General features: G+C 71.9%; 12 protein-coding genes. All 12 read right to left on the bottom strand.

The window, feature by feature from the left end:
• Nucleotides 1-41: 41 nt before the first annotated feature.
• Complete coding sequence (locus tag AB0A63_RS10930; RefSeq protein WP_360388256.1) at nt 42-3,386, bottom strand: right-handed parallel beta-helix repeat-containing protein; 3,345 nt, start codon at nt 3,384-3,386, stop codon at nt 42-44.
• A complete protein-coding gene (locus AB0A63_RS10925) occupies nt 3,386-5,983 on the bottom strand; it encodes a hypothetical protein (RefSeq protein WP_360388253.1) in 2,598 nt (865 codons plus the stop codon). Before AB0A63_RS10925 ends, AB0A63_RS10930 begins: the two co-directional genes overlap by 1 nt.
• A gap of 48 nt (nt 5,984-6,031) precedes the next feature.
• Nucleotides 6,032-7,405, bottom strand: coding sequence for a type VII secretion protein EccB (gene eccB, locus AB0A63_RS10920; RefSeq protein WP_360388250.1), 1,374 nt, complete (start codon nt 7,403-7,405; stop codon nt 6,032-6,034).
• Between the two features lie 3 nt (nt 7,406-7,408).
• The gene (eccD, locus tag AB0A63_RS10915) at nt 7,409-8,812 is read right to left on the bottom strand and encodes a type VII secretion integral membrane protein EccD (RefSeq protein ID WP_360388248.1); all 1,404 of its coding nucleotides are present in this window, start codon (nt 8,810-8,812) and stop codon (nt 7,409-7,411) included.
• Nucleotides 8,809-12,840, bottom strand: a complete 4,032-nt coding sequence (gene eccCa, locus AB0A63_RS10910; RefSeq protein ID WP_360388245.1) for a type VII secretion protein EccCa — start codon at nt 12,838-12,840, stop codon at nt 8,809-8,811. The genes eccD and eccCa overlap by 4 nt, the downstream gene beginning before the upstream one ends.
• Entirely contained in the window at nt 12,837-16,826 is a 3,990-nt protein-coding gene (locus AB0A63_RS10905; protein WP_360388242.1) for a hypothetical protein, read from the bottom strand. Before AB0A63_RS10905 ends, eccCa begins: the two co-directional genes overlap by 4 nt.
• 89 nt (nt 16,827-16,915) lie before the next feature.
• Complete coding sequence (locus AB0A63_RS10900) at nt 16,916-17,512, bottom strand: hypothetical protein (protein WP_360388239.1); 597 nt, start codon at nt 17,510-17,512, stop codon at nt 16,916-16,918.
• Between the two features lie 78 nt (nt 17,513-17,590).
• Nucleotides 17,591-17,893, bottom strand: a complete 303-nt coding sequence (locus AB0A63_RS10895) for a WXG100 family type VII secretion target (RefSeq protein WP_143091682.1) — start codon at nt 17,891-17,893, stop codon at nt 17,591-17,593.
• A gap of 45 nt (nt 17,894-17,938) precedes the next feature.
• On the bottom strand, nt 17,939-18,259 hold the full coding sequence (locus AB0A63_RS10890) for a WXG100 family type VII secretion target (protein WP_360388235.1): 321 nt from the start codon (nt 18,257-18,259) through the stop codon (nt 17,939-17,941).
• A gap of 367 nt (nt 18,260-18,626) precedes the next feature.
• The gene (locus AB0A63_RS10885) at nt 18,627-19,277 is read right to left on the bottom strand and encodes an ESX secretion-associated protein EspG (RefSeq protein WP_360388232.1); all 651 of its coding nucleotides are present in this window, start codon (nt 19,275-19,277) and stop codon (nt 18,627-18,629) included.
• A 105-nt stretch (nt 19,278-19,382) separates the two neighbouring features.
• Entirely contained in the window at nt 19,383-21,614 is a 2,232-nt protein-coding gene (locus AB0A63_RS10880) for an NB-ARC domain-containing protein (protein WP_360388229.1), read from the bottom strand.
• A 50-nt stretch (nt 21,615-21,664) separates the two neighbouring features.
• A complete protein-coding gene (locus AB0A63_RS10875; RefSeq protein ID WP_360388226.1) occupies nt 21,665-23,959 on the bottom strand; it encodes an NB-ARC domain-containing protein in 2,295 nt (764 codons plus the stop codon).
• Nucleotides 23,960-24,127 lie beyond the last annotated feature (168 nt).

The following is a 24,127-nucleotide window of genomic DNA, read 5'->3' as shown; positions in this document are numbered from 1 at the left end:
CGGTTCCAGCCCGAGCTGGAACCGCTGGTCGCGTTGGCAGCTCAGCCCACGGAGGCCAGTCCCTCCTCCGCGGCGACCCGCGGCGTCCCGCTCCTCATGAGCAGTTCGAGATCGGCGGCGGTGAGGGTGCGGGAGGCCGCCGTGGTGGCGAGCCGCTGGGCGAGCCGGTGCACGTCCCTGGCCGTCCGGCCGCGGGTGTGCGGCAGGAGGTCGCGCAGTGCGGTCGTCACCTCCTCGGGCACCTCGTGCCCGCGGCGGGTCAGGTGGCGCACGACCAGCGCCGCCAGCTGGTCCACGTCGTAGTCCTCGAAGTCCCACCGCTGCGCGAAGCACCCGCTCAGCTCGGAGGAGAACTCCAGCAGGCGGGCCAGCGCGAGGTCTTCACCGCTGAGCAGGACGACGGGTCCGGCCGGGTTGCGCCGGGTCACCTCCACCAAGGCTTCCAGCACCTCGATGCGGCGTTCCGCCGAGTCGGCGGCCCACTCGTCGTCCACGTCGAGCAGCAGGACGCCGCCGCGCGCGTCGTCGAAGGCCGTGGCCATCAGGCTCATCGCCTGTCCGGGCCAGCGCGGGCACAGGTCCGTGCCGAGCGACAGCCGCGTCACGTGACCGGAGTCGACCAGCCGCAGCTCCGCCAGTGCCTGCGCGTAGTGCGCGGCCACCGCCCGCCTGCCCATGCCCTTGCTGCCCGACAGCACCACGTTCGCGTGCCGGCCGACGCCCTTGTTGCGCGCCTTGAGCCCGCACAGCTGCACCAAGGTGCGGCCCAGGGCTTCGCGGACGCCGGTGAGCCCGGACATCGCGACGACGCGTTGCCAGCCGAGCGTCGCCTCCACGGCGGCGACGGGGTTCGTGGCCGAGTCCGGTCCCGCGGTCCTGGGCGCCACCTCGCCGAGCGCGGTGACCTCGGCGGCGAGGTCCTGGCCGGTGAGCCGGTTCAGCTCGGTGTCCTTGTCCGGTGGGGCCAGTGCGAGCCGGGACGCCTGGTTGTTCACCATCGACTCGAACAGCTTGCGGGCCACGCGGCCGTTGCCGAACGTGTCGTTCTTGGGCACGCGCTCGAAGTAGTCGGTGAGCGCGTCGACCGCGTCGTCGGTCAGCTCGTAGTAGTGCTTGCGGCACAGGTTGGTGGTGATCGTGACGAGCTCGTCGACGCTGTAGTTGGGGAACTCGATGGTGCGGGAGAAGCGGGACGCCAGACCGGGGTTGGAGGCGAGGAACTGCTCCATCAGCTCGGAGTAGCCCGCCACGATCACCACGATCTCGTCGCGGTGGTCCTCCATCATCTTCATCAGCGTGTCGATGGCCTCCTGACCGAAGTCGGGGCCGCTGCCGCCCGACCCGCTCGACAGGGTGTAGGCCTCGTCGATGAACAGGACGCCGCCCATCGCCTTCGTGACGACCTCGGCCGTCTTGATGGCCGTCGCACCGATGTACTGGGCCACCAGGTCGGCCCTGGCGACCTCGATCATGTGTCCCTTGGCGAGGATGCCGAGCTCCGCGAGGACGGAGCCGTAGAGCCGTGCGACCGTCGTCTTGCCCGTGCCGGGAGGACCGGCGAAGACCAGGTGGCGGCTCATGGGCGGCATCGGCAGGCCCATCTGCTGCCGCCGCTGGGACATCTTGATGAGGTTGATCAGACCGAGCACCTCGTGCTTCACGCCGTCCAGGCCGATCAGCGAGTCGAGCTCGGCCAGCGGGCCGTCCAGCTCGGCGCCCATCGCACCGCCGAGCGCGGACGACGCCGGGGACGCGGTGCCGGAGGGGTGTTCCGGCGCGGCCGGTCTGGGTGCGGGAGCCGCGGGCTGCGCGGGCCGCTGGGAGGCCTGCTCACCCGTGGTGATCCCCGTGACGGACAGCCGTTCGTGCTCGACCGCGCGGCGCACCGGGCTGCCGCCGCTGCCGGTGACGGTGCAGTCCGCGACGGTCACCGCCTCCTCGGTGTCCAGCAGGACGCCGTCGCCCGCGCTGTCGGTGATCTCGCACCCGCGCACCTCTCCCCGCGCGCCGCTGAGCAGGTGCACGCCGTGCCGCCGGGCGGACCTCACCCGGCACCGCACCGCCTGCAGGACGCTGCCCGCACCGGCGCTGAGGCCGTCTCCCGCCGCCGCGACCACCTCGCTGTCCTTCATGGACAGCGAGGCGTCGTTCGCGTGGACACCGCCGCCGCGGACCAGGGTGGAGGCGAACTCCCCGCGGGCTCCGCTCAGCACGGTGACCAGGTGCTCCGCGGACCCGGTGACGCGCACGTCCGTCACCTCGGCCTGCGCCGACTCCGCCAGCGAGATGCCCGCCGCGTCACCGACGTCGATCACGGCGTCGGCGAGCAGCAGCCGGGACTGGCCCTTCACCAGGACGGCGGGACCGCTCGCCGGGGTGGCGCGGAAGCCCTTGAGCTCCACCGCGGACCCGGAGTCGACCAGCACGGCGCCGCGGTCGCTGCCCTCGACGGTGAGCTTGCCGAACACGGCCTTGGACGCCGTGTCGACGACCACCCCGACCGGGCTGGCGCCGACGCGGCAGTCGTCGAACCGGGGTGAGGCCCCGCCGGTGACGTAGACGGCGTTGCGGCCGGCCGAGGTGAAGTGACAGCCCCGCAACCGGGGGGAGGCACCGCCCGCGATGTGCGCGGACTGCACGCCCGCGCCGGTGAACACGGAGTCGGTGACGGTGACGTCGCCGGTGCTGCGCACGTAGAGGTCGAGGCTCGCGCTCCGGCTGATCTTGACGCCCCGGACGTCCGCGTTCGCCTCCTGCTCCACGACGAGCGCGGGCTTGTCCGCCTCGACGATCTCGCAGTCCTCGACGACCAGCCGTGCGCGGCCGTTGGCGCAGATGCCGTTGCCACCGGCCTTGCGCACGGCGACCCGGCGCAGCACGAGGTTGCCGTCCTCGGTCACCACGACGCCGGAGGAGGCGTTGCCGACCACCTCGGTGTCCTCGACCGTGCTGAGGACACTCGACGTGACGACGATGCCCGCGCCACCGGTGCTGGTGATGGCGCACCCGCGCAGGACCAGGCTCCCCCGCCCCTGCACGAGCACCGCCCACGAGGACGCCGAGACCCGGCAGTCGTTCAGCGCGACCTCGCCGGCCCGGATGTCGACGGCCGGCACACCGGAGTCGGTGCACGTGACCACCAGGCCGGAGAACTGGGCCGCCGCGGCGGCCACGACCGCGACGCTGCCGGTCTGGGCGACGAGCTCCACCGTGCCGGCTCCGTCCTCGGCGGTGATGGTGACCATCCGCTCGATGACGAGGTTCTCCTCGTAACGGCCGGGCAGGACGCTGATGGTCGCGCCGTCGCGGGCTTCCCGCAGCGCGGCGCCGATCGTCGGGTAGGCGCCCGGCCGGTCGGTGGCGACCACCAGAAGTTGCCGGTTCATCAGCTCTCCTCGTGGGTCGTGGTCCTGGTGAGCCCCGGCCGCTGGACGAAGCGCGCCAGCGACGACTCGGGGACCCGTGCCTCCTGCGTGCCCGCCCCCCAGGTCTGCACGCACCGCCGCAACGAGTTGAGCGCCAGCTCGTCGAGCGCCTCGCGGTTGCGGTCGACCTTGCCCGTCGGGTCGATCTCGCCGGCGGCGAGCTCGCGCAGCAGCAACCGGCCGCGCGCACCGTCAGCGGGAGGGGTCAGCTCCAGCACCTTGAAGCTCGTCCCCGGCACGAAGAGCACGCGGTCGGCGACGGCGTCGACGTCCGGTTCCAGCAGCTTCGTCCGCCGGGCCGTCATCGACCAGACGAGCACGTCGACGTCGTTCTGCTCGGACTGGCGCGCACAGGGCGCGCTCAACGCGTTGATGAAGCCCCACTCCGTGACGAGCTTGCGACCGCCGTAGAAGTCGAGCTCCTGCTCGGTCAGGGAGGTGGAGAACACCGCCGGTCCCCGGTGCGACGGCAGCCTGCTCAGCCCCGACACGACGCAGCGCGCGAACGGCACGTGCGGGCCGACCCCGCCCGAGCGCAGGGACTGGTCGAGGCCGTCACCGCTGGGCGACAGGTACAGCCGGATCGCGACGGCGTCGGTCAGCACCGCGCCGGACGACCGCTCGATCGCGCCCTGGAACCCCGGGTGCTCCGACAGCACGCGGTTCACGGAGTTGGCCACGGCCGCGTACTCCTGGCTGAGCGTGCGGCGCAGCCAGCCCCGTTCCTCCTCCAGCCCGCGCTGCGGAACGAGCGCCGCCGCGGCGGCCGCCGGGGTCGGTTGCACGACCGTCACCACCGGGCGTGCCGCGGCCTGCGGCGGTGCCGGTTCTTCTGCCGCAGGCGGTTCCTCGGCCGGGGTCGCGGCAGGCGCGGTGACCGCAGGTTCGGTGACCGCGGGTTCGGCCGGACGCTCCGGTGGCGGAGCAGCAGCGGGTTCGGCGACGGTCAGATCGGGTGCCGAGGGCGGGAGCAGCGGTGGCGTGCTCGCCGGAGGCGCGGAGACCGGTCCGAAGTCCAGCACTGGCGCGGAAGACGCCGGCGCTGGCGCCGACTCGGAGACCAGCGGCGACTGCGCCGGCAGCGGGTCCGCGACCAGCTGCCCGTTCTCCAGGCGGACCGTCGCCGTCTCGAACGACGGCTCCAGGGCGAACGGCGCGTCGGTCGGCGCCGTGGTGAACTCGCGCGGCAGGTGCGGTGCGGGGGCCGGCAGCGACGGGACAGCGGGCTCGGCCACCGGCAGCGGCAGCGGCGCGACCTCGGTGGCCGGGATCAGCACCGGAGCGGCGACCGGCTCGGCCGGCTGCTGTTCCACGACGCCCCACGCCTTGCCGCCGACCTGGTTGCGCTGCCGCGCGACCGCCAGTGCGGGCACCAGCTCGCTCACCCGGCGCGTCTGCGAGTCGAGCCTGCCCAGCAGGTCCTGGGCCGCGCGCCGCACCTCCGGTGCCACCGCGTCGACGCCCTCCTCGAACAGCACCAGGTGCCGCTCGCCGTCCGGTTCGGCCGTCCTGACCGCCGGAGCGTGGGCGACCTCCTGCTCCAGGCGCACCCAGAGCCCCGCGGGGACGACCTCCAGCAGCACGTCCTGGGTGTACCGGTAGACGGCCGGTTCGACCTCCTCGATGCCGAACAGCGGGTCCCGGTAGCTCAGCAGGGCCGGCAGCGGCGCGGCCTGCCCCTGCTGGGCGGGGAAGTAGGCCACCTCCAGCGCGAACGGCTGCCAGCCCGGCGTGCCGTCGGAGCGCAGGGTCACGATGCGGGGATCGGTGCGCGACCCGACCGGCAGACCGTTGTAGCAGGTGATCTGCTCGCCCAGCGCGTCGGCGACGTGCTGGCCGTACGGGCCGCTGTCGGGCAGCGTCATCGGGCCGAACCTGACCACGCGCAGCTTGGCCCGCAGGTCCTGGGGCAGCCAGCTCCAGAACCGGGTGATGTCGTAGAGCGTGATCGGAGGGGCGCCGGGGCAGCCCAGCACGATCGTGCAGACGTCGGGCTGGCACGGCATGGTCTCGATCAGCCGCTGCCGGTGCTGCATCAGCAGGCTCTCCGACCCGCGCGGACGCAGCCACACCCCGCCGGGCAACGGCTCGCTCACCGCGCTCGCGCTGGTCGGCATGACTTCGGCGAGCGCGGACACGGTCTCCCAGGTGGGCCTGGGGAAGCGCTTGCCGTCCCGCTTGGGGGGCTTGCCCGGCTGGAACCGCACCCACCCGGTGCCCCAGCCCGCGTCGACGAAGAGCGAGCCGCCGACGCCCGGCATCACCGTGCCGTCGGGTGCGATGACGGTGCGGCCGAGCCGCTCGGAGAACCACTGGCCCGCGAGCACCGTCGTCTCCCTGGTGCGGCCACCGATGACGAGCCGCACGCCACGTCGCTTGCGGGGCAACAGCTTCGCCGCGGACTCCCACGTCGTGAACGTGCTCGACGGTGGCAGGTCGACCACGACGAGCTCGTGGTCGGGGTCGGCGGCGAGGTTCAGCGCCATGTCGCGGACCTCGTCGCGCAGGACATCGCGCGGGTGCACCACGAGGGCGTTGCCGATCGTGTGACTGGTCATGTCCCGGTCACCACCGCGGTGATCCGGCCTCCTGGTCAGCAGGCTCACTCAGCCACGTCCTTTCCCACTCACGCCCACGGCGGCCCGGCTGAGGCCCGGACCGCTGGGAATCTGCGCCAGCACCCCGGCGGCGACCGGTACCGGTGCGACACCGCCGAACCCGAGTGCGCTGATGCTGTCGTCGTCGGCCAGCCGGTACTTCAGGCCGCGATCGGTGATGAGGTAGCGGTCGGGCTTCGCACCGGCACCCTTCGGGGCGGGCACCGACGCGGCGAGCACCCCGGTGCCGGGCTTCGCGCGCACCCCGACCCGTTCGTTCATGCCGAACCCCGCGTCCGCGCGGTCGACCGTGACGGCCTGGCTCACGACCTCCGCGCCGTCGGGTTGCTGGCGCAGGCAGAACGCGCGCTCCCCTGCGGGAACCGGCTTCGCGGCCAGCAGGTCGGGAACGCGCTTCACGAGCGAGTCGTCGTCCGAGTGCGGTGCGCTCGCCAGCGCCTCGGACCCGATCTCGACGGCGGCGCCGCCGTTCTTGGCCTGCAGCAGCACGGCCTCGGTGCGCGACACCGGGGCCAGGCCGTCCTCGCGCAGGACGGAGAAGTTCTCGACGCCGTTGCCGGCCACGTGCCGGAACACCGTGCCGACCGGCCGCGCGACACCCCCGACGTCCACGTTCTTCTTGCCCTGCTGGGGAATGACCGCCGGTCCCACTTCGGGGCCGTCCGGCAGCGCGGAGAGCCACACGGGCGGCGCGACGGGCGGCTTGCCCCCGCCGAGCCCGAGCGCCAGGGGGACGAGCGGGTCGGTGAGCCGCAGCTTCCGGTTGCCCCACACCACGTACTGCTGGCCCTCGGTGGACGCCACCCAGAGGTACTCGGTCCCGGCGACGGGAGCCGAGGGCACGTCGGGGTCGACGGTCATGCTCATCAGACCGGTGCCCTCCACCTCGACGCCGGCGCTGCGCGGCAGGCACAGCAGCCAGTGCCCGGCCACCAGCGAGGAGGCCGGGGGCACCGGGTCGGGCGCGTCGGGGATGCCGACCGGCTGCCCGCGTTCGAGACCGGCGAGCGAGGCCCGGGAGATGGACTCGACCTTGGCGCCGGCGCCCTTGAGGAGCATCGCGGACGCGTGGTTGAGCACGGGCACGAGCTGTCCCCGCTCGTACACGAACCGCGTGCCGCTCTCCTTCTCCACGAGGATGGCGTTGGGCTTCTTCCACGCCGTGTTGCCGCCGGGGTTGATCAGGCCGTACACCCAGAACGCAACGCCGATCAGCAGCGCCAGCACCAGCCCGAACACCAGGCCCATCAGGGCGCGCCGCGCGGGTGCCTCGCTGTAGTTGGTGTCCCCCAGCAACAACGCCGAGCTCATCCGGCCGACGAGCGTCTGGTAGGCGTGGACGTGGTCCTTCTTGGTCTGCACCGCTCACCCCGCCAGTCCGCGGGCCCAGGCGAAGAGGCCCAGCGCGTGCAGGACGAACGGCACCAGAGCGAGGCAGAGCAGGTTCTCCACGACGTCGCCCAGGTGCGGCCAGATCGGCAGCACCCGGCGGTAGGACGGGCGCAGCGCCGCCAGCACGAGCAGCAGGGCGGCGGCGAACAGCATCAGCACGCCGAAGAGGCGCTCCAGGTCGCTCATCCCGGACAACATGTGCAGAGCGGGCAGCACCGCGCCCCAGGTGCCGGCCAGCGCGAGGGACGTGCGCTGGCCGACGTTCAGGAACTCCCGTGAGCGCAGCAGCACCAGCGCCGCGAAGAGGCCGCTCAGCGTGTAGTCGAGCCAGCCGGGGTCCGCCACCAGGTAGACGAACCCGACGGCGAGCACCGCGGACGCCCCCGTCGCGAGCACGCTCAGGTAGCGGTCGGCAGTCCCGGTCTGCTCGATCACCTGCGCCGCGGGCATGGGCTCGACGTCGATCTTCATCTCGTCGGCGTTGCGGGGCAGCTGCGGGCCGCGCAACCGGGCGACCCTCGTCGCGAGCTTCGGCGCGAACAGCAGCAGTGCGAAGAAGGCGCTCATCAACGACGCCGCGATCTGCAGGCGGGTCAGCTCCAGCCCGAGGTGCAGCCACACCGTCAGCACCATCGCGATGCCCGCGACCGCCGCGCACCCGAACGGGACGATCGGCAGCTTCGGTGCGAGCAGCCGTTGCACCACCAGCAACACCACCGACGTGGCCATGAGCACGACGCCGCAGATCAGCACCCCGTGCGGGTCCAGGGCGAGCGCCCCGTCCACGCCGGCGACACCGATCAGGCCGGCCAGTCCGGCGTACCCGCAGCCCGCCACCCCGACCAGCCCGGCGAGCACGCCGTCCCCGATCGTGCGCGCGACGAGCACGGAGGCCAGGCACAGCACCAGCGCCAGGACACCGGCCGTGATCGTCGCCGCGACCGCGCTCGCGTTCTCGAACAGCGAGACGGCGATGGCGAGGAGCACGAACCCGCTCAGGCTGAGGAACAGCTTCCGGTTCACCGCCTCGTTCCAGCGGTTGCCCTGCCGGTTCACCGCCGTGGCCATGCCCTCGGCCACGTCGTCGAAGTCCAGCTCCGGCAACGGGTCCTCGGCGCGGGAGAGGTGGAACTGCTCACCGTCGAGCCAGTCCAGCGTCTCCGGCGTGCCCTCCGGGTCGAACGGGGCGCCGCCGAGCCGTTGCAGCACCCACGAGCCGTACAGCTCACCCTCGTGACCCCGGTCGTGGTCGCGCACCACGTGCCGCACCAGCGTCGGCAGCAGCACCGCCACCGTCGTCGAGACCGGCACGGAGAGGTCGGCCTTGCCGCTGGGACCGTGCACGGTGATGCGACAGAGTTCGGAGGTCGTCGTCACATGCCCTCGTTCCGCGCGAACGCGCCGACACCGGCCGGCTCGTCCTGCGACTTGTCGACCGGCACGAGACCGGTCTGGATCAACTTGACGCCGCGTCGCGTCACCAGCTGGGCGCGGCCCTGCGGCAGGGTGCGCGGAGCGGCCTCGCCGAGGAACTTCCCCTCCTCCTTGGGGTAGGAGAAGAGCAGCGCGGGCGAACCGAGCTCCCACAGTCGGCGCATGACCGGGTCCATCATGCCGCGCAGGGCGTTCGCGCTGCTGCGCGCGACGATCAGGTGGAACCCGATGTGGACGCCCTGCGCCAGCAACGGCAGCAGCGTGTCGAGCGGGGTGCCCATGCCGGTGCCCGAGGTCATCAGCTCGTAGTCGTCGACGACCACGAACAGCTGCGGTCCCTCCCACCAGTCGCGCCGGCGCAGCTGCTCGGACGAGATGTCCGGGCCCGGCACCCGCTTGTGCAGCGACACGGCCGCCTTGGTCGCGAGCTCGGTCAGCGCGTCCGAGCTGACCACGTGGCCGATCCTGTACTCGTCCGGCACCATGTCGTCCAGGTCGCGGCGCGAGTCCGCGACGAGGATCTTGGCCTCACCCGGCGGGAAGCCCTCGACGATCGACCGGATCACCAGTCGCAGCGCGTTGGTCTTGCCGGTCTCCGCGTCGCCCATCACGAACAGGTGCGGGATGGCGTTGAAGTCGTGCCACACCGGGTTCAGGCGCTGTTCGTCGAGGCCCAGGCACACCTTCAGGCCGCCGTTCTGCGGCTTCGGCAGGTCGACGATCGGCAGCCGGGTCGGCAGCAGCCGCACACCGGGCGCGCTGCGGCCCGGCCAGAAGGTGCGGACCTCCTCCACGAACGACTTGGTGGCGCTCGCCAGGTCCTCGGTCGCCGAGGACCCGTCCAGCCGCGGCAGGGCGGCGAGGAAGTGGAAACCGGAGCTGGTCAGGCCGCGGCCGGGCTGGTTCGGCACGGTGGCGGCCTTGCGGCTCTGCACCTCCGACTCCATCGAGTCGCCGAGGCGCAGCTCGAACCGCGTGCCCAGCACGTCGCGCAGCCACGGCCGGATCTCCGACCAGCGCGTCGAGGACACCACCAGGTGGACTCCGAAGGAGAGGCCACGGGCGGCGATCTCGGTCAGCTTCGTCTCCAGGTCGCCGAAGTCCTGGCGCAGGGTGAACCAGCCGTCGATGATCAGGAACACCTCGCCGTGCGCGTCCTCGACCCGTCCGGCGCGCCGTGCGGCGCGGTAGTCGGCCATCGACTCGAAGCCGTGCTCGGCGAACGCCGCCTCGCGCAGCTCCATGACCTGCACGACCTCTTCGAGGGTGCGCACCACGCGGTCGCGTTCCATGCGGGTCGCGACCGAACCGACGTGCGGGAGACCGCTGATCGACATGATGCCGCCGCCACCGAAGTCGAGCCCGTAGAACTGGACCTCCTCGGGGGTGTGGGTCAGCGCCAGGCCGAGGACCAGCGTGCGCAGCAACGCGGACTTGCCGCTCATGGGGGCGCCGACGACACCGACGTGGCCGTCGGCTCCGGACAGGTCGGCCACCAGCAGCTCGCGCAGCTGCTCGTAGGGCAGGTCGACGACGCCGACGGGCACCCGCAGGCGTCCTCGGGTGCCGGGGTCGTCCACGCACATGCCGAGCTCGGGGTGCGGCACCACGCTGGGCAGCAGTGCGTCGAGGCTCGGCGACGCGGACAGCGGCGGCAGCCACACCTGGCGGGCGGCGGGTCCCGCACCGGCGAGCCTGCCGATCAGCACCTCCACCACGCTCGGGGCGTCCTCCGCGGGCGTCTCCGCCTTCTCCTGCTTGGCCTCCGGTTCCGCGGGCTCGCTCTGCCGCAGCTCGTGCACGCGCGGGCTGGGCTGGGTGTAGAACGGCACGATCTCGCCCGCCGCGCGGTCCTCACCGCTGATCGCACCCTGCTCGGGCGCGCTCGTGAGGCAGGGACCGGACACGTACGCGCCCTTGAAGCGCGTCAACGTCGTCGTGTCGAACTTGAGGTACCCGTTGCCCGGCCCGGGAGGCAGCTCGTAGGCGTCGGCGACACCGATGACGCTGCGCGACTCCATGGAGGAGAAGGTGCGCAGCGCGATGCGGTAGGACAGGTGGCCCTCGACGCGGTGGATCCGCCCCTCGTCGAGGCGTTGCGAGGCGAGCAGCAGGTGCACGCCGAGGCTGCGGCCCAACCGTCCGATCGAGACGAACAGGTCCATGAACTCCGGCTTGGCGCTCAGCAGCTCGGAGAACTCGTCGACGATCACGAGCAGCGTCGGCAGCGGCGGCAGCTGGCCACCGGTCATGCGGGCCTTCTCGTACTCGAACAGCGACGAGTACCCGCTCTCGCGCAGGATCTCCTGGCGCCGCGTCATCTCACCGTTGATCGAGTCCTGCATGCGGTCGACCAGCGGGAGCTCGTCGGCGAGGTTGGTGATCACCGCGGAGGTGTGCGGCAGCTTCTCCATGTTGAGGAACGTCGCGCCGCCCTTGAAGTCCACCAGGACGAAGTTCAGGGTCTCCGACGAGTGCGTGGCCGCGAGCCCGCACACCAGGGTGCGCAGCAGCTCGCTCTTGCCGGAACCGGTGGCGCCGATCAGCATGCCGTGCGGTCCCATGCCGCCCTGCGCCGACTCCTTGAGGTCGATCTCCACGACCTCGCCGTCCTCGGTGACGCCGATCGGCACCTGGAGGCGGGCGCGCTGCGGCGTCTTCTGCCGCCACATCGCGTTGACGTCGAACGTGTGCAGGTCGCGGATGCCCAGCAGCGAGGGCAGCTCGAAGTCCGTCTCGAAAGGACGGTCCACGACGTCGACCGTGCCACTGGTGCGCTTCGGCGCGATCAGCCGGGCGAGGGCGTCGGCCTGCACCACGCCGAACGAGTCGTGCCGTGCGGTGCCGGTCTCGTCGCCGACCGGGTAGGTGACCTCACCGTCGCGGCAGGTGAGCCGCAGCACCTTCGCACCACCGGGCAGCGCGCCGGTGGCGTCGAGCAGCACCGTGTTGCGCAGGCCGGGGCCGAGCAGCGGGGAGTGCTCGGGGATCGACGCCAGGTGCGCGACGACCACCACGAACGGTTCCACCACACCGGGCAGGACGGACTTGTCGTGGTCGCCGCGGTCCGTGACGTCCTTGCCGAGCAGGTCGACCAGCTCGTCGTGGTCGCAGGTGAGCATCCGCAACGGGCCGGCGGCGTCGCGGGCGGTGGGGTGCGCGAGGTGCGGCAGCCACTTGACCCAGTCCCAGTCCGCCTGGTTCGAGGGCGCGGTCAGCACGGCGATCCGCAGCTCGTCCGGCGCGTGGAAGGTGACCAGCTGACCGATCATCGCGCGCACCAGGCCGACGACGGCGTCCGGTTCGCCGGCGAGCTCGATGCTCGTGAAGCTGCGCAGCCCCACCGAGATCGGGATGCCGGTGACGGTCCGGTAGGTCTCGCTGAAGCGCCGCAGCGAGATCGCCGACAGCGGTTCGAGGTCCTCGATCGGCTTGGTCGACGGCGGCAGGAACTCCATGGCCGCCTGCTGAGTGCCGAGCCCGATCCGCACGCGGGCGAAGTCGTCGTGGCTGCCCCGCCGTTCCCACAGCCGCGGCCCGGTGGCGACCGACCACAGCCACGACGGGTCGGGGTTGTCCCACGCGACGGCCGCACGCTGCTCGTTGCTCGTCTCCCTGGCCCGCCGCCGCAGCTGCCCGATGTAGCGCAGGTAGTCGCGGCGTTCCGCGTCGAGCTTGCGCTTGCGCTCCCCCGCGTTGCGGAAGAGCTGGTTGATCGCCATCGCGACCATGCCGATCGACATCGCGCCGGCCATGATGAAGATGAACGGCGACCCGCCGCTCGATCCCATGGAGGAGAAGATCAGGATCATGGCGATCGGCCCGAGCGCCATGGGCAGGAACATCAGCACCGAGCTGAAGTCGCGCACGGCGGGTTCGGGCATCACCGGTGGTTCCTGCAGCTCCTCCTGACCCTCCGGCATCGGGGGCCCTTCGGCACGCGGCCCCCGCTTCGCCGTGACGGTGCTCATTCGATCACCCCCGGCGCCGCCTTCTTCCTGCCGCTGTCCGCCCACACCCCGGTGTCCTGCTTGAGCAGGTCAGCCGACGTGCGCTCGTCCTCCCCGTCCTGCTCGTCGTCGGTGTCGTCCACCGGCTCCTCGTCCTCGGGGGCGTCGAGACCGGCGCACCCCAGGCCCGACACGTTCGGGTCGAACCGGGGCAGGTAGGACGACATCTCGATCGGCCGCGCAGCCGTCTCCTCCTGCACCCGCACAACCCCCTCACGTCCCGCGCTGTGCCCCCACGCCGTCGAGTCGCGCAACGTGTAGTCAGGCTTCTCCGGCGCGCTCTCCTCCCGCAGTGCGGCGGCGGTGGGCAGCCAGGGCAGCCCACCCGACGCACCGGCGTCCCACGCGCTGAAGTCCTCTTCCCCGCCGGCGTGGACGAGCGCCACGCGGTCGTCGTCGAACGGGGCGATCAGCGGCTCGGTCAGTGGTGCTCCGGCCGGGGTGTCGGTGATGGGCAACGGCACGCCTACGAGGGCGTCTTCGCGGCGCCTCTCCCCCGGACCTGCCGGGGCCGCCGGGGCTGCCGGAGTCGCCTGGGCCGCCGGGGTTGCCGGAGCCACCGGGACCGGCGGGATCGCCGGGATGATCGGCAGCACCGGTACCTGAGGCGCCGGCGTCTGTGGCGCCGACGCCTGGGGCGCCGACGCCTGGGACGCAGACGGCTGGAGTGCCGGGGGCTCGGGCGCGGAGGGCTGAGCCACCGGGTGCTCGGAGGCAGGGGCCTGGGGCACCTGGGCCTCGGACGCCGGAACGTGAGCCGCCGGAACGTCGAGCGCCGGAACCTGCGGCACCACGCTCCCGGCCGCCAGAGCCTGTGGCACCAGGGACTCGGCCGCCGGAACGTGTGCCGCAGGAACCTCGGGCGCCGGAGCCTGTGGCACCAGGACCTCCGACCCCGGACCGTGGGCCGCGGGGACGTCGAGCGCCGGAACCTGCGGCACCGACCCGTCCTGCGTCCACGGCTCCGGCCGCCCACGCGGCGCCTCCGCACCACCCGGATCACCGGTGGGCACCGCGGACGCGTGCTCCCACGGAGCCGCCTCACCGTCCACGAGACCGGACGCGTCCGAGCGTTCGGCCGCGCCGGCACCACCCGCCGCGCCACCCTGTCCGGGCGCCATCGGCATGGGCGGCATCATCGGCGAGCCGGCACCAGGCTGAGCAGCGCCCTGCGGTGCCGCACTCCACTGCTCCGGCGTGCTCTTCTCCTGGCCGGGCGTGTTCGGCTCACCGACACCGGGCGGCTCGACGCCCTCCCACGGCTTGGCCTCCCCGCCGATGAGCCCGGCGGCGTCCGGACGCTCCCCAGCACCCGAACCACCACCGGTACCCGCACCAGGCGCACCCGGCGGCATCATCGGCATACCGCCACCGGGCATGCCGGCACCGGGCATCGCAGAGCCGTTGTGCTGGGACGAAGCCCATTCCTCCGGCTTACCCCCCACCTGACCGATGGCCTGCGGCTCACCGACACCGGGCAGCTCGACGCCCTCCCACGGCTTGACCTCGCCACCGATCAGCCCCGAGGCGTCCGGACGCTCCCCAGCACCCGAACCACCGCCAGTGCCCGCACCGGGCGCACCCGGCGGCATCATCGGCATACCGCCACCGGGCATGCCGGCACCGGGCATCGCAGAGCCGTTGTGCTGGGACGAAGCCCACTCCTCCGGCTTACCCCCCACCTGACCGATCGCCTGCGGCTCACCCAGACCAGGAGCGTCGACGCCCTCCCACGGCTTGACCTCGCCACCGATCAGCCCCGAGGCGTCCGGACGCTCCCCAGCACCCGAACCACCACCGGTACCCGCACCAGGCGCACCCGGCGGCATCATCGGCATCCCACCGGGCTGCCCGCCACCGGTCATGCCGCCGGGCAGCAAAGGAGTGTTGTGCTGGGACGAAGCCCACTCCTCCGGAGTCGACGGCAGCTCGGGGACGCCGCCGTGCGGGTCGCCCAGGCCGGGGGCCTTGGAGCCCTCCCACGGCTTGACCTCGCCACCGATCAGCCCCGAGGCGTCCGGACGCTCCCCAGCACCCGAACCACCACCGGTACCCGCACCAGGCGCACCGGGCGGCATCATCGGCATACCGCCGCCGCCGAGGGCGTTGCGGTCGTCGTTCGACGCGCCCGAACCCTTGCCCGCGGTCCAGTCCTGGGGGCTCGGCACCTCGCCCGGCTTGAACTCACCGGGCTTGAAGTCACCCGGTTTGAACTCGCCCGGCTTGAAGTCAGCCGGAGGCGCACCTTGGCCAGCACCGGGCGACACCTTGCCGCCGGGGAACTCGCTCGGCTTGAAGTCACCGGGCTTGAACTCACCGGGCTTGAACTCACCGGGCTTGAGCTCACCCGGCTTGAGCTCGCCGGGCTTGAAGTCACCAGGAGGCGTGACCTTGCCACCGGGCGGCGTCTTCCCACCGGGGAACTCGCCCGGCTTGAAGTCACCCGGCTTGAACTCACCGGGCTTGGGCACGTTGGGAACAGGCGTGTTCCCGCCACGACCGGACGCCGGCGGCTTGGAGCCCACGAACGAGCCGACGGGCGGCGGAACCGCTCCCTGACCACCGGGGAGGCCACCGCCACCGGGACCGTTGCCGGGGGTGAACTCACCCGGCTTGAAGTCGGGCGGCGGCACGTTCCCACCGGCGGACTTGCCGCCGGGAAGCTGGGAAGCGTTGAAATCGCCCGGTTTGAACGAGTTCGGCGAAGGCACGCCTCCACCGCCGGGGAGGCCGCCTTGGCCTGGGCCCGCTCCAGGGGTGAACTCGCCGGGCTTGGGGATCTCCGCGCCGGAGCCACCGAGTCCGGAACCGGGACCGCCGAGGCTGCCGGGGTCGAACTTGCCCGGCGGTGGCGTGGCGGAGAAGTCCCCGGGACCACCGGCACCGCCGAAGGCGTTCCCGCCGGGCATGTCCGACGGCTTGAAGCCGGGAATCTCCGGGGACTTGACCTCGGGGATCTCCGGGGACTTGACCTCGGGGATCTCCGGGGACTTGACCTCGGGGATCTCCGGGGACTTGACCTCGGGGATCTCCGGCGTCTTGATCTCGGGGACTTCCGGGACCTTGCCCTTGGGCGGCGGCGGGATCTCGGACTTGGGCGGCGGCGGGACCTCGATCTTGGGCGGCGGCGGGACCTTGGACGGTGGCGGAACCTTGATGTCCGGCGGCTTGAAGCCGGGGATCTTGATCTCCGGAACCTTGATCTTGGGAGGCTTCGAGTCGGGCCCACCGCCCAACGGGTCCGGCTTCGGGATGGTGGTCAGCGTGGTGTCGTAGGCCTGCTTCTCGTACTCCGCCGCCAGGGTCTTCAGCACCTGCCGCATGTCGCGGTCGAGCAGCTTGACGATCTCGGGGAACTTGCTGATGTGGACGAGGTTTCCCTTGTCGCTCTCGATGATGACGTCCTCGCCCTTGATCGCGGCGATGCGCTGCGCTTCACGGGCGTAGAACTGGTCGATGTCGTGGACCGTCTTGATGGCCCACGCGAGGTAGTTGCCCGCCGCCCACAGCTGTTCGGGCACCGGGGCGAGCCGGGCCGCGCCGCCGTCGATCTGCATGGCGTGGGCGGTGAACGACTTGGAGAACTCCTCCATCAACCCCATGAAGGCCTTGGACGCCTCGCCCTGCCACGGGCCGCCCTCGCCACCCAGCGCCTTGGCCTGCTCGGCGATGCTCCTGCCCGTGGAGGCGAGGATCTCCTTGACCATGCGGAAGCTCAGCGCGGCGTCCCACAGCGTCTGCGGGTCCGAGGCGGCGCTCGCCCCCAGCTCGGAGCGCTCCTCGGCACCGATCGCGGCCGACCCGGTGATGCGGGCCATGATCTCTTTCCAGCCCCACGAGTCGTAGTCCGATGTGGACGAACCCGACCCGTCGCCGGTCGCCACCACGGCACCGTTGTCCTTGACTTCGACTTCCTGGCCGCCGGGCTTGGGCGGATCTTCAGCCATGGTGGTGCCTTCGTGTTGCGCGGGTGCACTGCCCGCAGGGCCGACAGGGGTGGACGCGACGCCGGGGAGGCCGTTGCTCGGACGACGCCCTAGGAGGCGGGGGTGGCTCCGGAGATCGCCTTGCTGACCTCGGCCCTCGCACCCGCGATGTGCTCGTTGAGGTCCTTGCCGGTGGCGGCGTTGAGCTCCTCAGCGGTGTCGTAGGCGCGCGCGAGCTTCTCGAGCTCGTCGGCGACCGTCGTGATCGCGTCGATGCTCCTGCGGAGGAACTCGCGGGTCGTGGGCTGGATCGCCGTGCCCTCACCGCCGCTGACGACCTTCACCTGCAGCTGGTGCGCGTCGTAGAAGATGCCGGGAGCGACCTTGACCTTCTCGATCTGCTCCAGCGCGGTCTTGAGGGTCGGGATCAGCGAGCGGATGTTGGTGGCGAACGTCTTCAGCGCCTCGGTGCTGACGCGGATGCCGCGGCCGGAGTGGTCCTTGTTGCGCGGCACCTTGGGCGGCGGGTACTTGTTCGCGAAGTGCTCCCCCTCGGGACCGCCCCAGTCGCCGAGACCGTCCCTGGGCCCCTCGGCGTCGTACTCCTCGGGGTTCTTCTTGGCCTCCTCGTACGACTCCTTCTTCTCGATGCGGTCCGCGATCGTCTTCTTCTCGTCTTCGGTCAGCTGCCGCGTGGTACCCGGCATGGTCACAGCCCTTTCTCTTCGATCGGTGTCACAGCGGAACGGGGGCGTCGCCGGGACGTCCGGCGACGCCCCGGGGGTTTACTTCACGCTGTAGCCGCCCCAGGCGTTCATGCCGGTGTGCTCGATCTTGAGGTAGCCGCCGGTGATGTTGTTGAGGGCGACCTCGGCCGAGTTCAGGCTGTGCGGCATGCGCGCGGCGGCGGCGTCCCACTGGGACTTCGCCACCATGTACTGGTCCTTGGCGCCGTCCTGCCAGTCCCCCAGGCTCTGGAGGATCTGCTGGTGCATGCTCTCCAGCTCGGTCTGCAGGCGCTTGGTGACCGCGGCCATCTGGTCGCGGACCGAGTCCGCCATGCCGCGGTCAAAGGTGTAAGTGGGCAAAGCACTGTCCTTTCGATGGCTGAGCGGGGTGGGGTGTGGCGGCGATCAGAGGCCGGCCAGGCCCGGACCCACGGGGATGCTCGACGCGGTCTCGGTGTTGGAGCTCTCACCGGCGGTGATGACCTGCCGGTTGCCGTTCATGACCTCGATCATCTCGCCGAGCTTGTTCACGATGAACGTGCAGTCGTCCATCCAGGCCCGCATCGAGGTGTCGAAGGCCGCGGACGCGTCACCGGTCCAGGTCGACTTCAGCGTTCCGAGCGCGTCGCCGACGGTCTGGACACCGCTCTTGGCCACGTTCTGCGTGTTGCCGAGGTGGCCTGCCGCCGCCTGCATTCCCGGGGTAGTAGTTGACACTCCGGCCATTGGCTGTCTCCCTATGTGAACGAGCTAGTGGTCGCTGACAAACGAAGCTTGCTCAAGCAGCGCCCCGCCGCAGAAGAGCTTGCTCCCACTCGCCGGACCGATCAGCACTCTGCGGACGTTCTTTCCCTTCCACACACCTTTGGTGGCGCGTTCGCCCTCGCCTCCGGTGAACCGCAGGTGGCAGGCTTGTCCGGATTCGGACAACAGCGTTTGCGGTCAACCGACCGAGGCCACCGGACGCGCGACATCGCCATTCGCCGAAGATCGCCAATGCGAATGCGCGAAAGCAATGAGAACAACGAAAGATCACGCACGGCCGAAGAACGCCGAATCCGGCGCTCTTCTCACCGGACGCCCAGGACAGCGCCTAGGACGTCACCGGTGCGGGTTCGTCGACGTCGCACGACGCGAGCAGCTCACCGACCCTGCGCGTGACGTGGTCGTGCGCCATCAGCTCGGCCTCGCTCGACCCGGTCTCCGTCACGAGGTAGTGCTCGCCGTCCGTGCCGCACCACGTGAGAGCGGGGAGGGCGGAGGACCGGCCAGCCCCGGAGAACCCGATCCGGCCGGTCGCGGGAGGTCCGTCCGCGGCACCCGACCGAGCAGCGGACCAGCGGCCCTCCGACAACAGGTCGGTGATCGCCACGGCCAGCTCGTCGGGTCTGATCGAGGACAGCCACAGCTCGCCGCCGGCGAGCACGGCGAGGACGGCGTCGTCCGCACCGCGGGCGGCGAGCGCCTGCAGCGGATATCCCACGAAGGCGACCAGGTCGACGGCCTCGCGGTAGTTCCCGAGCAGGTGCAGCATCCGGGTGAGGCGGGCGTCCGCGCGGCGTCCGCGGTCGGCCAGACCCCGGTTGACCAGCTCTCGGTAGACCTCTTCGACCAGCACGGCGCCGCATTGGGACCGTCCCCCGGTCTTCGGCACCATCAGGGGGTACGGCATCGGGCCGGGGCAGACGTCCGCCCACAGCACCTCGAAGTCGTACGTCGACAGCGGGAACTGCGGCATGCGCATCCCCCGAGTCAACACCGCAGCGGGCCGCCGTGCAGCCCGCCGCCCGTGTTTGAGCCCGTTCGATCGCCCGGTCCTTCCCACTCGGTCAGAAAACGGGCGATGAGGTCACGAAATCCGGGCCAGCTCGATCTCCACGTTGGCGCAGCGGGTCGGCATCGCCATCTCGTCGAAGACGGTCCACGCGTACTCGAGCAGCTCGCGCGCCTCGTCGAGCGCACCCGCGTCGATGCAGCACCGGCCCTCCCACAGCGCCGCGTCGGCCGCGAGCCCCGTGGCCCCCACCTCCTGCTGCATGACGCGGGACCGCGCGAACAGCGGCACGGCCTGGTCGCACCGGCCCATCGCGTGCAGGCAGCGGGCCATCCCCTCGACGAGAATGGCCGTCAGGCGGTTGCGGGACTTCGTCTCCTCGCCCGCCTGGCCGCGGCGCACCGCTTCCTCGTGCAGCGCCTCCTTGAGAGCAAGCGCCTGCTCGTGCTGTCCGTCGAGCAACAGCAGCGCACCGAACCGGTATCGGACCGGCAGCTGCACGGCCCAGAAGTCGTAGGAGGCGGCGAGCTCCACGGACTCCCGTGCGTGCTCCATCGCCGTGGCGCGGTCGACCTGGGAGTACTCGAAGTAGGAGGCGTAGGCCAGCGCCCACATCCGTTCCAGCCGGTCGCCGGCCACCTCGGCGCGGCCCAGGGCGAGCAGGTGCTGTTCCAGCGCGGCCTTGGTGTCGGCCACCATGGAATGCGCCCACCCCAGGAAGTTGAGCTGCTGCGCCTCGGCGGTCACGTCGCCCAGCGCCCGTGCCGCCTCGACACCGGCGCCGAAGACCTCGACCCACTCGACCACCTGCCAGCGGTCGTCGGAGTACCAGTGCATCGCCTGCGCGAGCGTCAGCACCTCGCTGTGCCAGCCCGTGCGCACCGCTTGCCGGAACGCGGCCAGCCAGCTCGACCGCTCCTGCTCCAGCCACGACCGCGCCTCGTCCAGCGTGTCGAAGACCTCGTTCGCGGGTTCCTCCGGCGAGAACCTCCTCCCCGCCGCGATCGCCATGTCCAGCAGGTGCTCCACCACCGCTTCGGTCGTCAGCGCGCGGTCGGCCTCGTCGTGCTCGGCCTCCCAGCGCTCACGCGCGAACAGCCGCAGGAGGTCGTGGAAGCGGAACCGGCCCTCCGCCGGACCGGCCAGCACCATGCTCGCGTCCACCAGCTCGTCGAGCTGGCCGAAGGCCTCCGACTCCGTCAGGCTTCCGACGACCTGGGTCAGCTCCACGCCGAAGTCCGCGCCCGGCATCGCCGCCAGCCGCCGGAACAACATCCGGCCCTCCGGTGACAATCCCCGGTAGGACACCTCGAACGCCGATCGCACCTGCAGGTCTCCCGCGGACAACGACGACAGCCTCGTCCGCTCGTCCCGCAACTGGCCCACGAGGTACCTCAACGTCCAGTGCGGCCGGCTCGCCAGCCGGTTCGCCGCGATCCGCAACGCCAGCGGCAGGTTCCCGCACAGCTCGATCAGCTCACCAGCCACACCGGGCTCGGCCCGCACCCGGTCCGCCCCGACGACGGCCTCCAGCAACGCCTCCGCGTCCCCGTCGTCGAACGGTTCCAGGTGCAACCACCGCACACCCTCCAGGCCCGCCAGCGTCCGGCGGCACGTGACGAGCGTCCGGCAGCCCGGAGCCGCCGCGAGGAACGGCCGGACCTGCGCCTCCGAGGCCGCGTTGTCCAGCAGCACCAGCACCTTCCGCTTCTCCAGCAGCGCCCGGTACCGGCTCGACTGCTCGTCCACCACCGCGGGGACCTCCCCCGGTCCCACGCCCAGCGCTTGGAGCAGCCGGTCGAACACGACCTCCGCGGGCAACGGCAGCTCGTCCATCCCGCGCAGGTCGACGGCCAGGCACCCGTCGGGGAAGTCCTCGCGCCTGAGGTGCGCCGCGTACGCCGCCAGGACGGTCTTGCCCACGCCGGGCTGCCCCACGATCGCCACCGTCGGGTTCGCCTGCAACAGCCGTTGCAGCTCCGCGAGGTCCGCCACCCGCCCGACCGGGTGGGAGGGCAGCGGCGGCATCTCGGCCGAGCCTGCGGCCGACACCGCGGGCCGCCGCCTGCGCCCCTGTTCCGCGACCCGCAGGAACTCCTCGCGTTCCTCCGCGCCCAGCTCGAAGGCGTCCGCCAGCACCTCGGCCGACCGGCGCTGCGCCGCACGGGCCCGGCCCTGCTCCAGCTCCCGCAACGCCCGCACGCTGATGCCCGACCGCTCCGCCAGGCCCGCCTGGCTCAGCCCAGCGGCACGCCGGTACCCCAGCAACAGCTCACCGAAAGTCGTCTGGCCATCCGAGTCGCGCACGAGGCAAACGTAACCGCCCGCTCCGGGCCGATCGAGACAGCGACACCCGTTCAGCCCAATCCGTTTCCATCACACCCTGGTGCGTGGTGCTCCGCCAGGGCGGTCAGCGCGGCGTCCACCCGCTCGCGATCGGTGCGGTAGACCGGACCGTCCAGCAGCTCGCGCGCGGAGAGCAGGCAGCGCCGCGCCCGGTCCGGCTCCCCCGCCGCGCGCCACGCGAGCCCCTCCCTGACCGCCTGGTCCGCCTCGTGGTGGGCCGACTCGTTCTCGACGGCCAACCGGCGCGCCTCGTGGTGGCTCTCGGCCGCCTCCCGCCACCGGCCGAGACCGGCGAGGCAGAGGCCGATGTTCTCCGTCATCAGCATCATCACCCAGCGCACCACCTCCTGGCCGGCCTCGTGCCGGTGCTCGTGCGCCTCGGTGAGCAGGGTCTGGTGCACCGCCAGCGCGTCCTCGTAGCGGCCCGCTTCCTGGAGAGCCACACCGAGGGTGCTGCGCATCCAGTACCGCATCTCGAAGAAGCCGTACTCCGCCGACAGCTCGTGGGCCACGCGGAGGTGGGCCAGACCCTCCTCGGCCTTCCCGAGCCGCGTCAGCTCGACGCCGAGGTAGCAGTGCGCGAACGCCTTCCCGCGGTGGTCGCCGATCTCCTCCGCGAGCGCCAGCGCACGCGAGCTGGTGCGGAGGGCGAGCTCGTTGTCGTTGCGGCACATGTACTGCGCCCAGCCGAGCTGGTTGAGCATGTCCACCTCGGCCACCTGGTCGCCGAGCCGCCGCGCGGCCTCCAGACCGAGCCGGTAGACCTCGTCCCAGCGGTAGTCGAACTCCTGGCTGTCCGCGAACCAGTGCATGGCCTGCGCCAGACCGAGCACCTCGGCGTGCCGGCCGAGCGCCGCCGCCTCGCGCTGCGCGGCCGACCAGTTCGTGCCCTCCCGCACCAACCAGTCCCCCGCGCTTTCCTGCGAGGGGAACGGCGAGCCGTCCGCGTCGGCCGGGCTGCGGAACACGGACGCCCCCGCGGCCGTCGCCGTGTCCAGCAGGTACCGGAGGGTGTGGTCGCGCAGCTGCTCCCGCACGTCCTCCGGTTCCTCCTGGGCCAGTCGCTCGGCGGCGAAGAGCCGGAGCAGGTCGTGGAACCGCAGGCGTCCCGGCGACCGCGCGGTGTCCAGCAGGGACGCCTCGACCAGTTCGTCGAGCAGTGCGCCGACCTCCGGCCGCGGCGCACCCGTGGCCACCGCGGCGAGCGCCTCGTCGAAGTGCTCGCCGGGGATCACCGCGAGGCGCCGGAGCACCCGGCGTGCGAACGGGGACAGCCGCCGGAACGACACCTCGAACGCGGACCGCAGCTGGAGGTCGCCCGCCGACAGGGAGCTGAGCCGCATCCGTTCATCGCGCAGCTGCGACACGAGGTAGGACAGCGACCAGTGCGGGCGCGTGGCCAGCCGGTTGCCCGCGATGCGGATCGCCAGCGGCAGGTTTCCGCACAGCGCCACCAGCTCGGCGGCCACGTCCGGTTCCCCGCGCACGACGTCGTCGCCCACGATCGAGGCGAGCAGGGCCACCCCGCTCTCCGCCGTCAGCGGCGCGACCGAGATCCAGCTCGCGGTCGTCAGGCCGGCCAGGACCCGGCGGCAGGTCACCAGGGTCACGCCGCGGTGGCCCGTGCCGAGCAGCGGCCGCACGTGCGCCTCGTCGACCGCGTTGTCCAGCAGCACGAGCACCCGCCGGTCGCGCAGCAGTGCCCGGAACAGCTCGACGCGGTCCGCCTCGGCCTCGGGAACACCCCTGGCGGGCACGCCGAGGGCCCGCAGCATCCGCTCCAGCGCCTCGTCCGCCCCCATCGGCCGGTCGCCGGAACCACCCAGGTCGACCGCGAGGCAGCCGTCGGGGAAGTGGGCGGCCAGCCGGTGCGCCGCCGCGACGGCGAGCGAGGTCTTGCCGACACCGGGCGGTCCGGTGACCACGACGACGCCGGCGGGCTCCGCGGTGCCGAGGCCGATCAGCTCGCACAGCTCCCGTTCCCTGCCGACCAGCTCGGTGACCGCGGGCAGCGAGTGGAGCATGGTGGGGTCGACGGGCTTGGCCGTGCGGCGACGGCCCTCCCTGGCGAGCGTCAGGAAGACCTCCCGGTCCTCGCCGGTCAGGTCGAGGGCGTCCGCCAGCACCGCGGCCGAACGCTCCTGGGCGGAGCTCGCCCTGCCCCGTTCCAGGTCCCGCAGGGCGCGCACGCTCATCCCGGACGAACGGGCGAGATCGACCTGGGACAAACCGGACTCCCGCCGGAGTCTGAGCAGCACCTGACCGAAGGCGGGAATCGCATCATCCGGGACGCTCACGGTCAGCATTAGACCTAGAACAGCGGCTTGATAATTCCTTGATGTTCGCGCGGATGACGACTACCGGCGAGATCGGCACCGACTCGGGTCACGCTTCCCACCAGGCAAAACACCGCTGACGTCAGTTCCACGAGGGCACCGTGGCACCTCATGGGGTGAATTCACTCTGCACGTCCA

Source organism: Lentzea sp. NPDC042327 (assembly GCF_040647275.1).
Lineage (GTDB): Bacteria > Actinomycetota > Actinomycetes > Mycobacteriales > Pseudonocardiaceae > Lentzea.
This window is presented reverse-complemented; position numbering and strand designations above follow the sequence as displayed.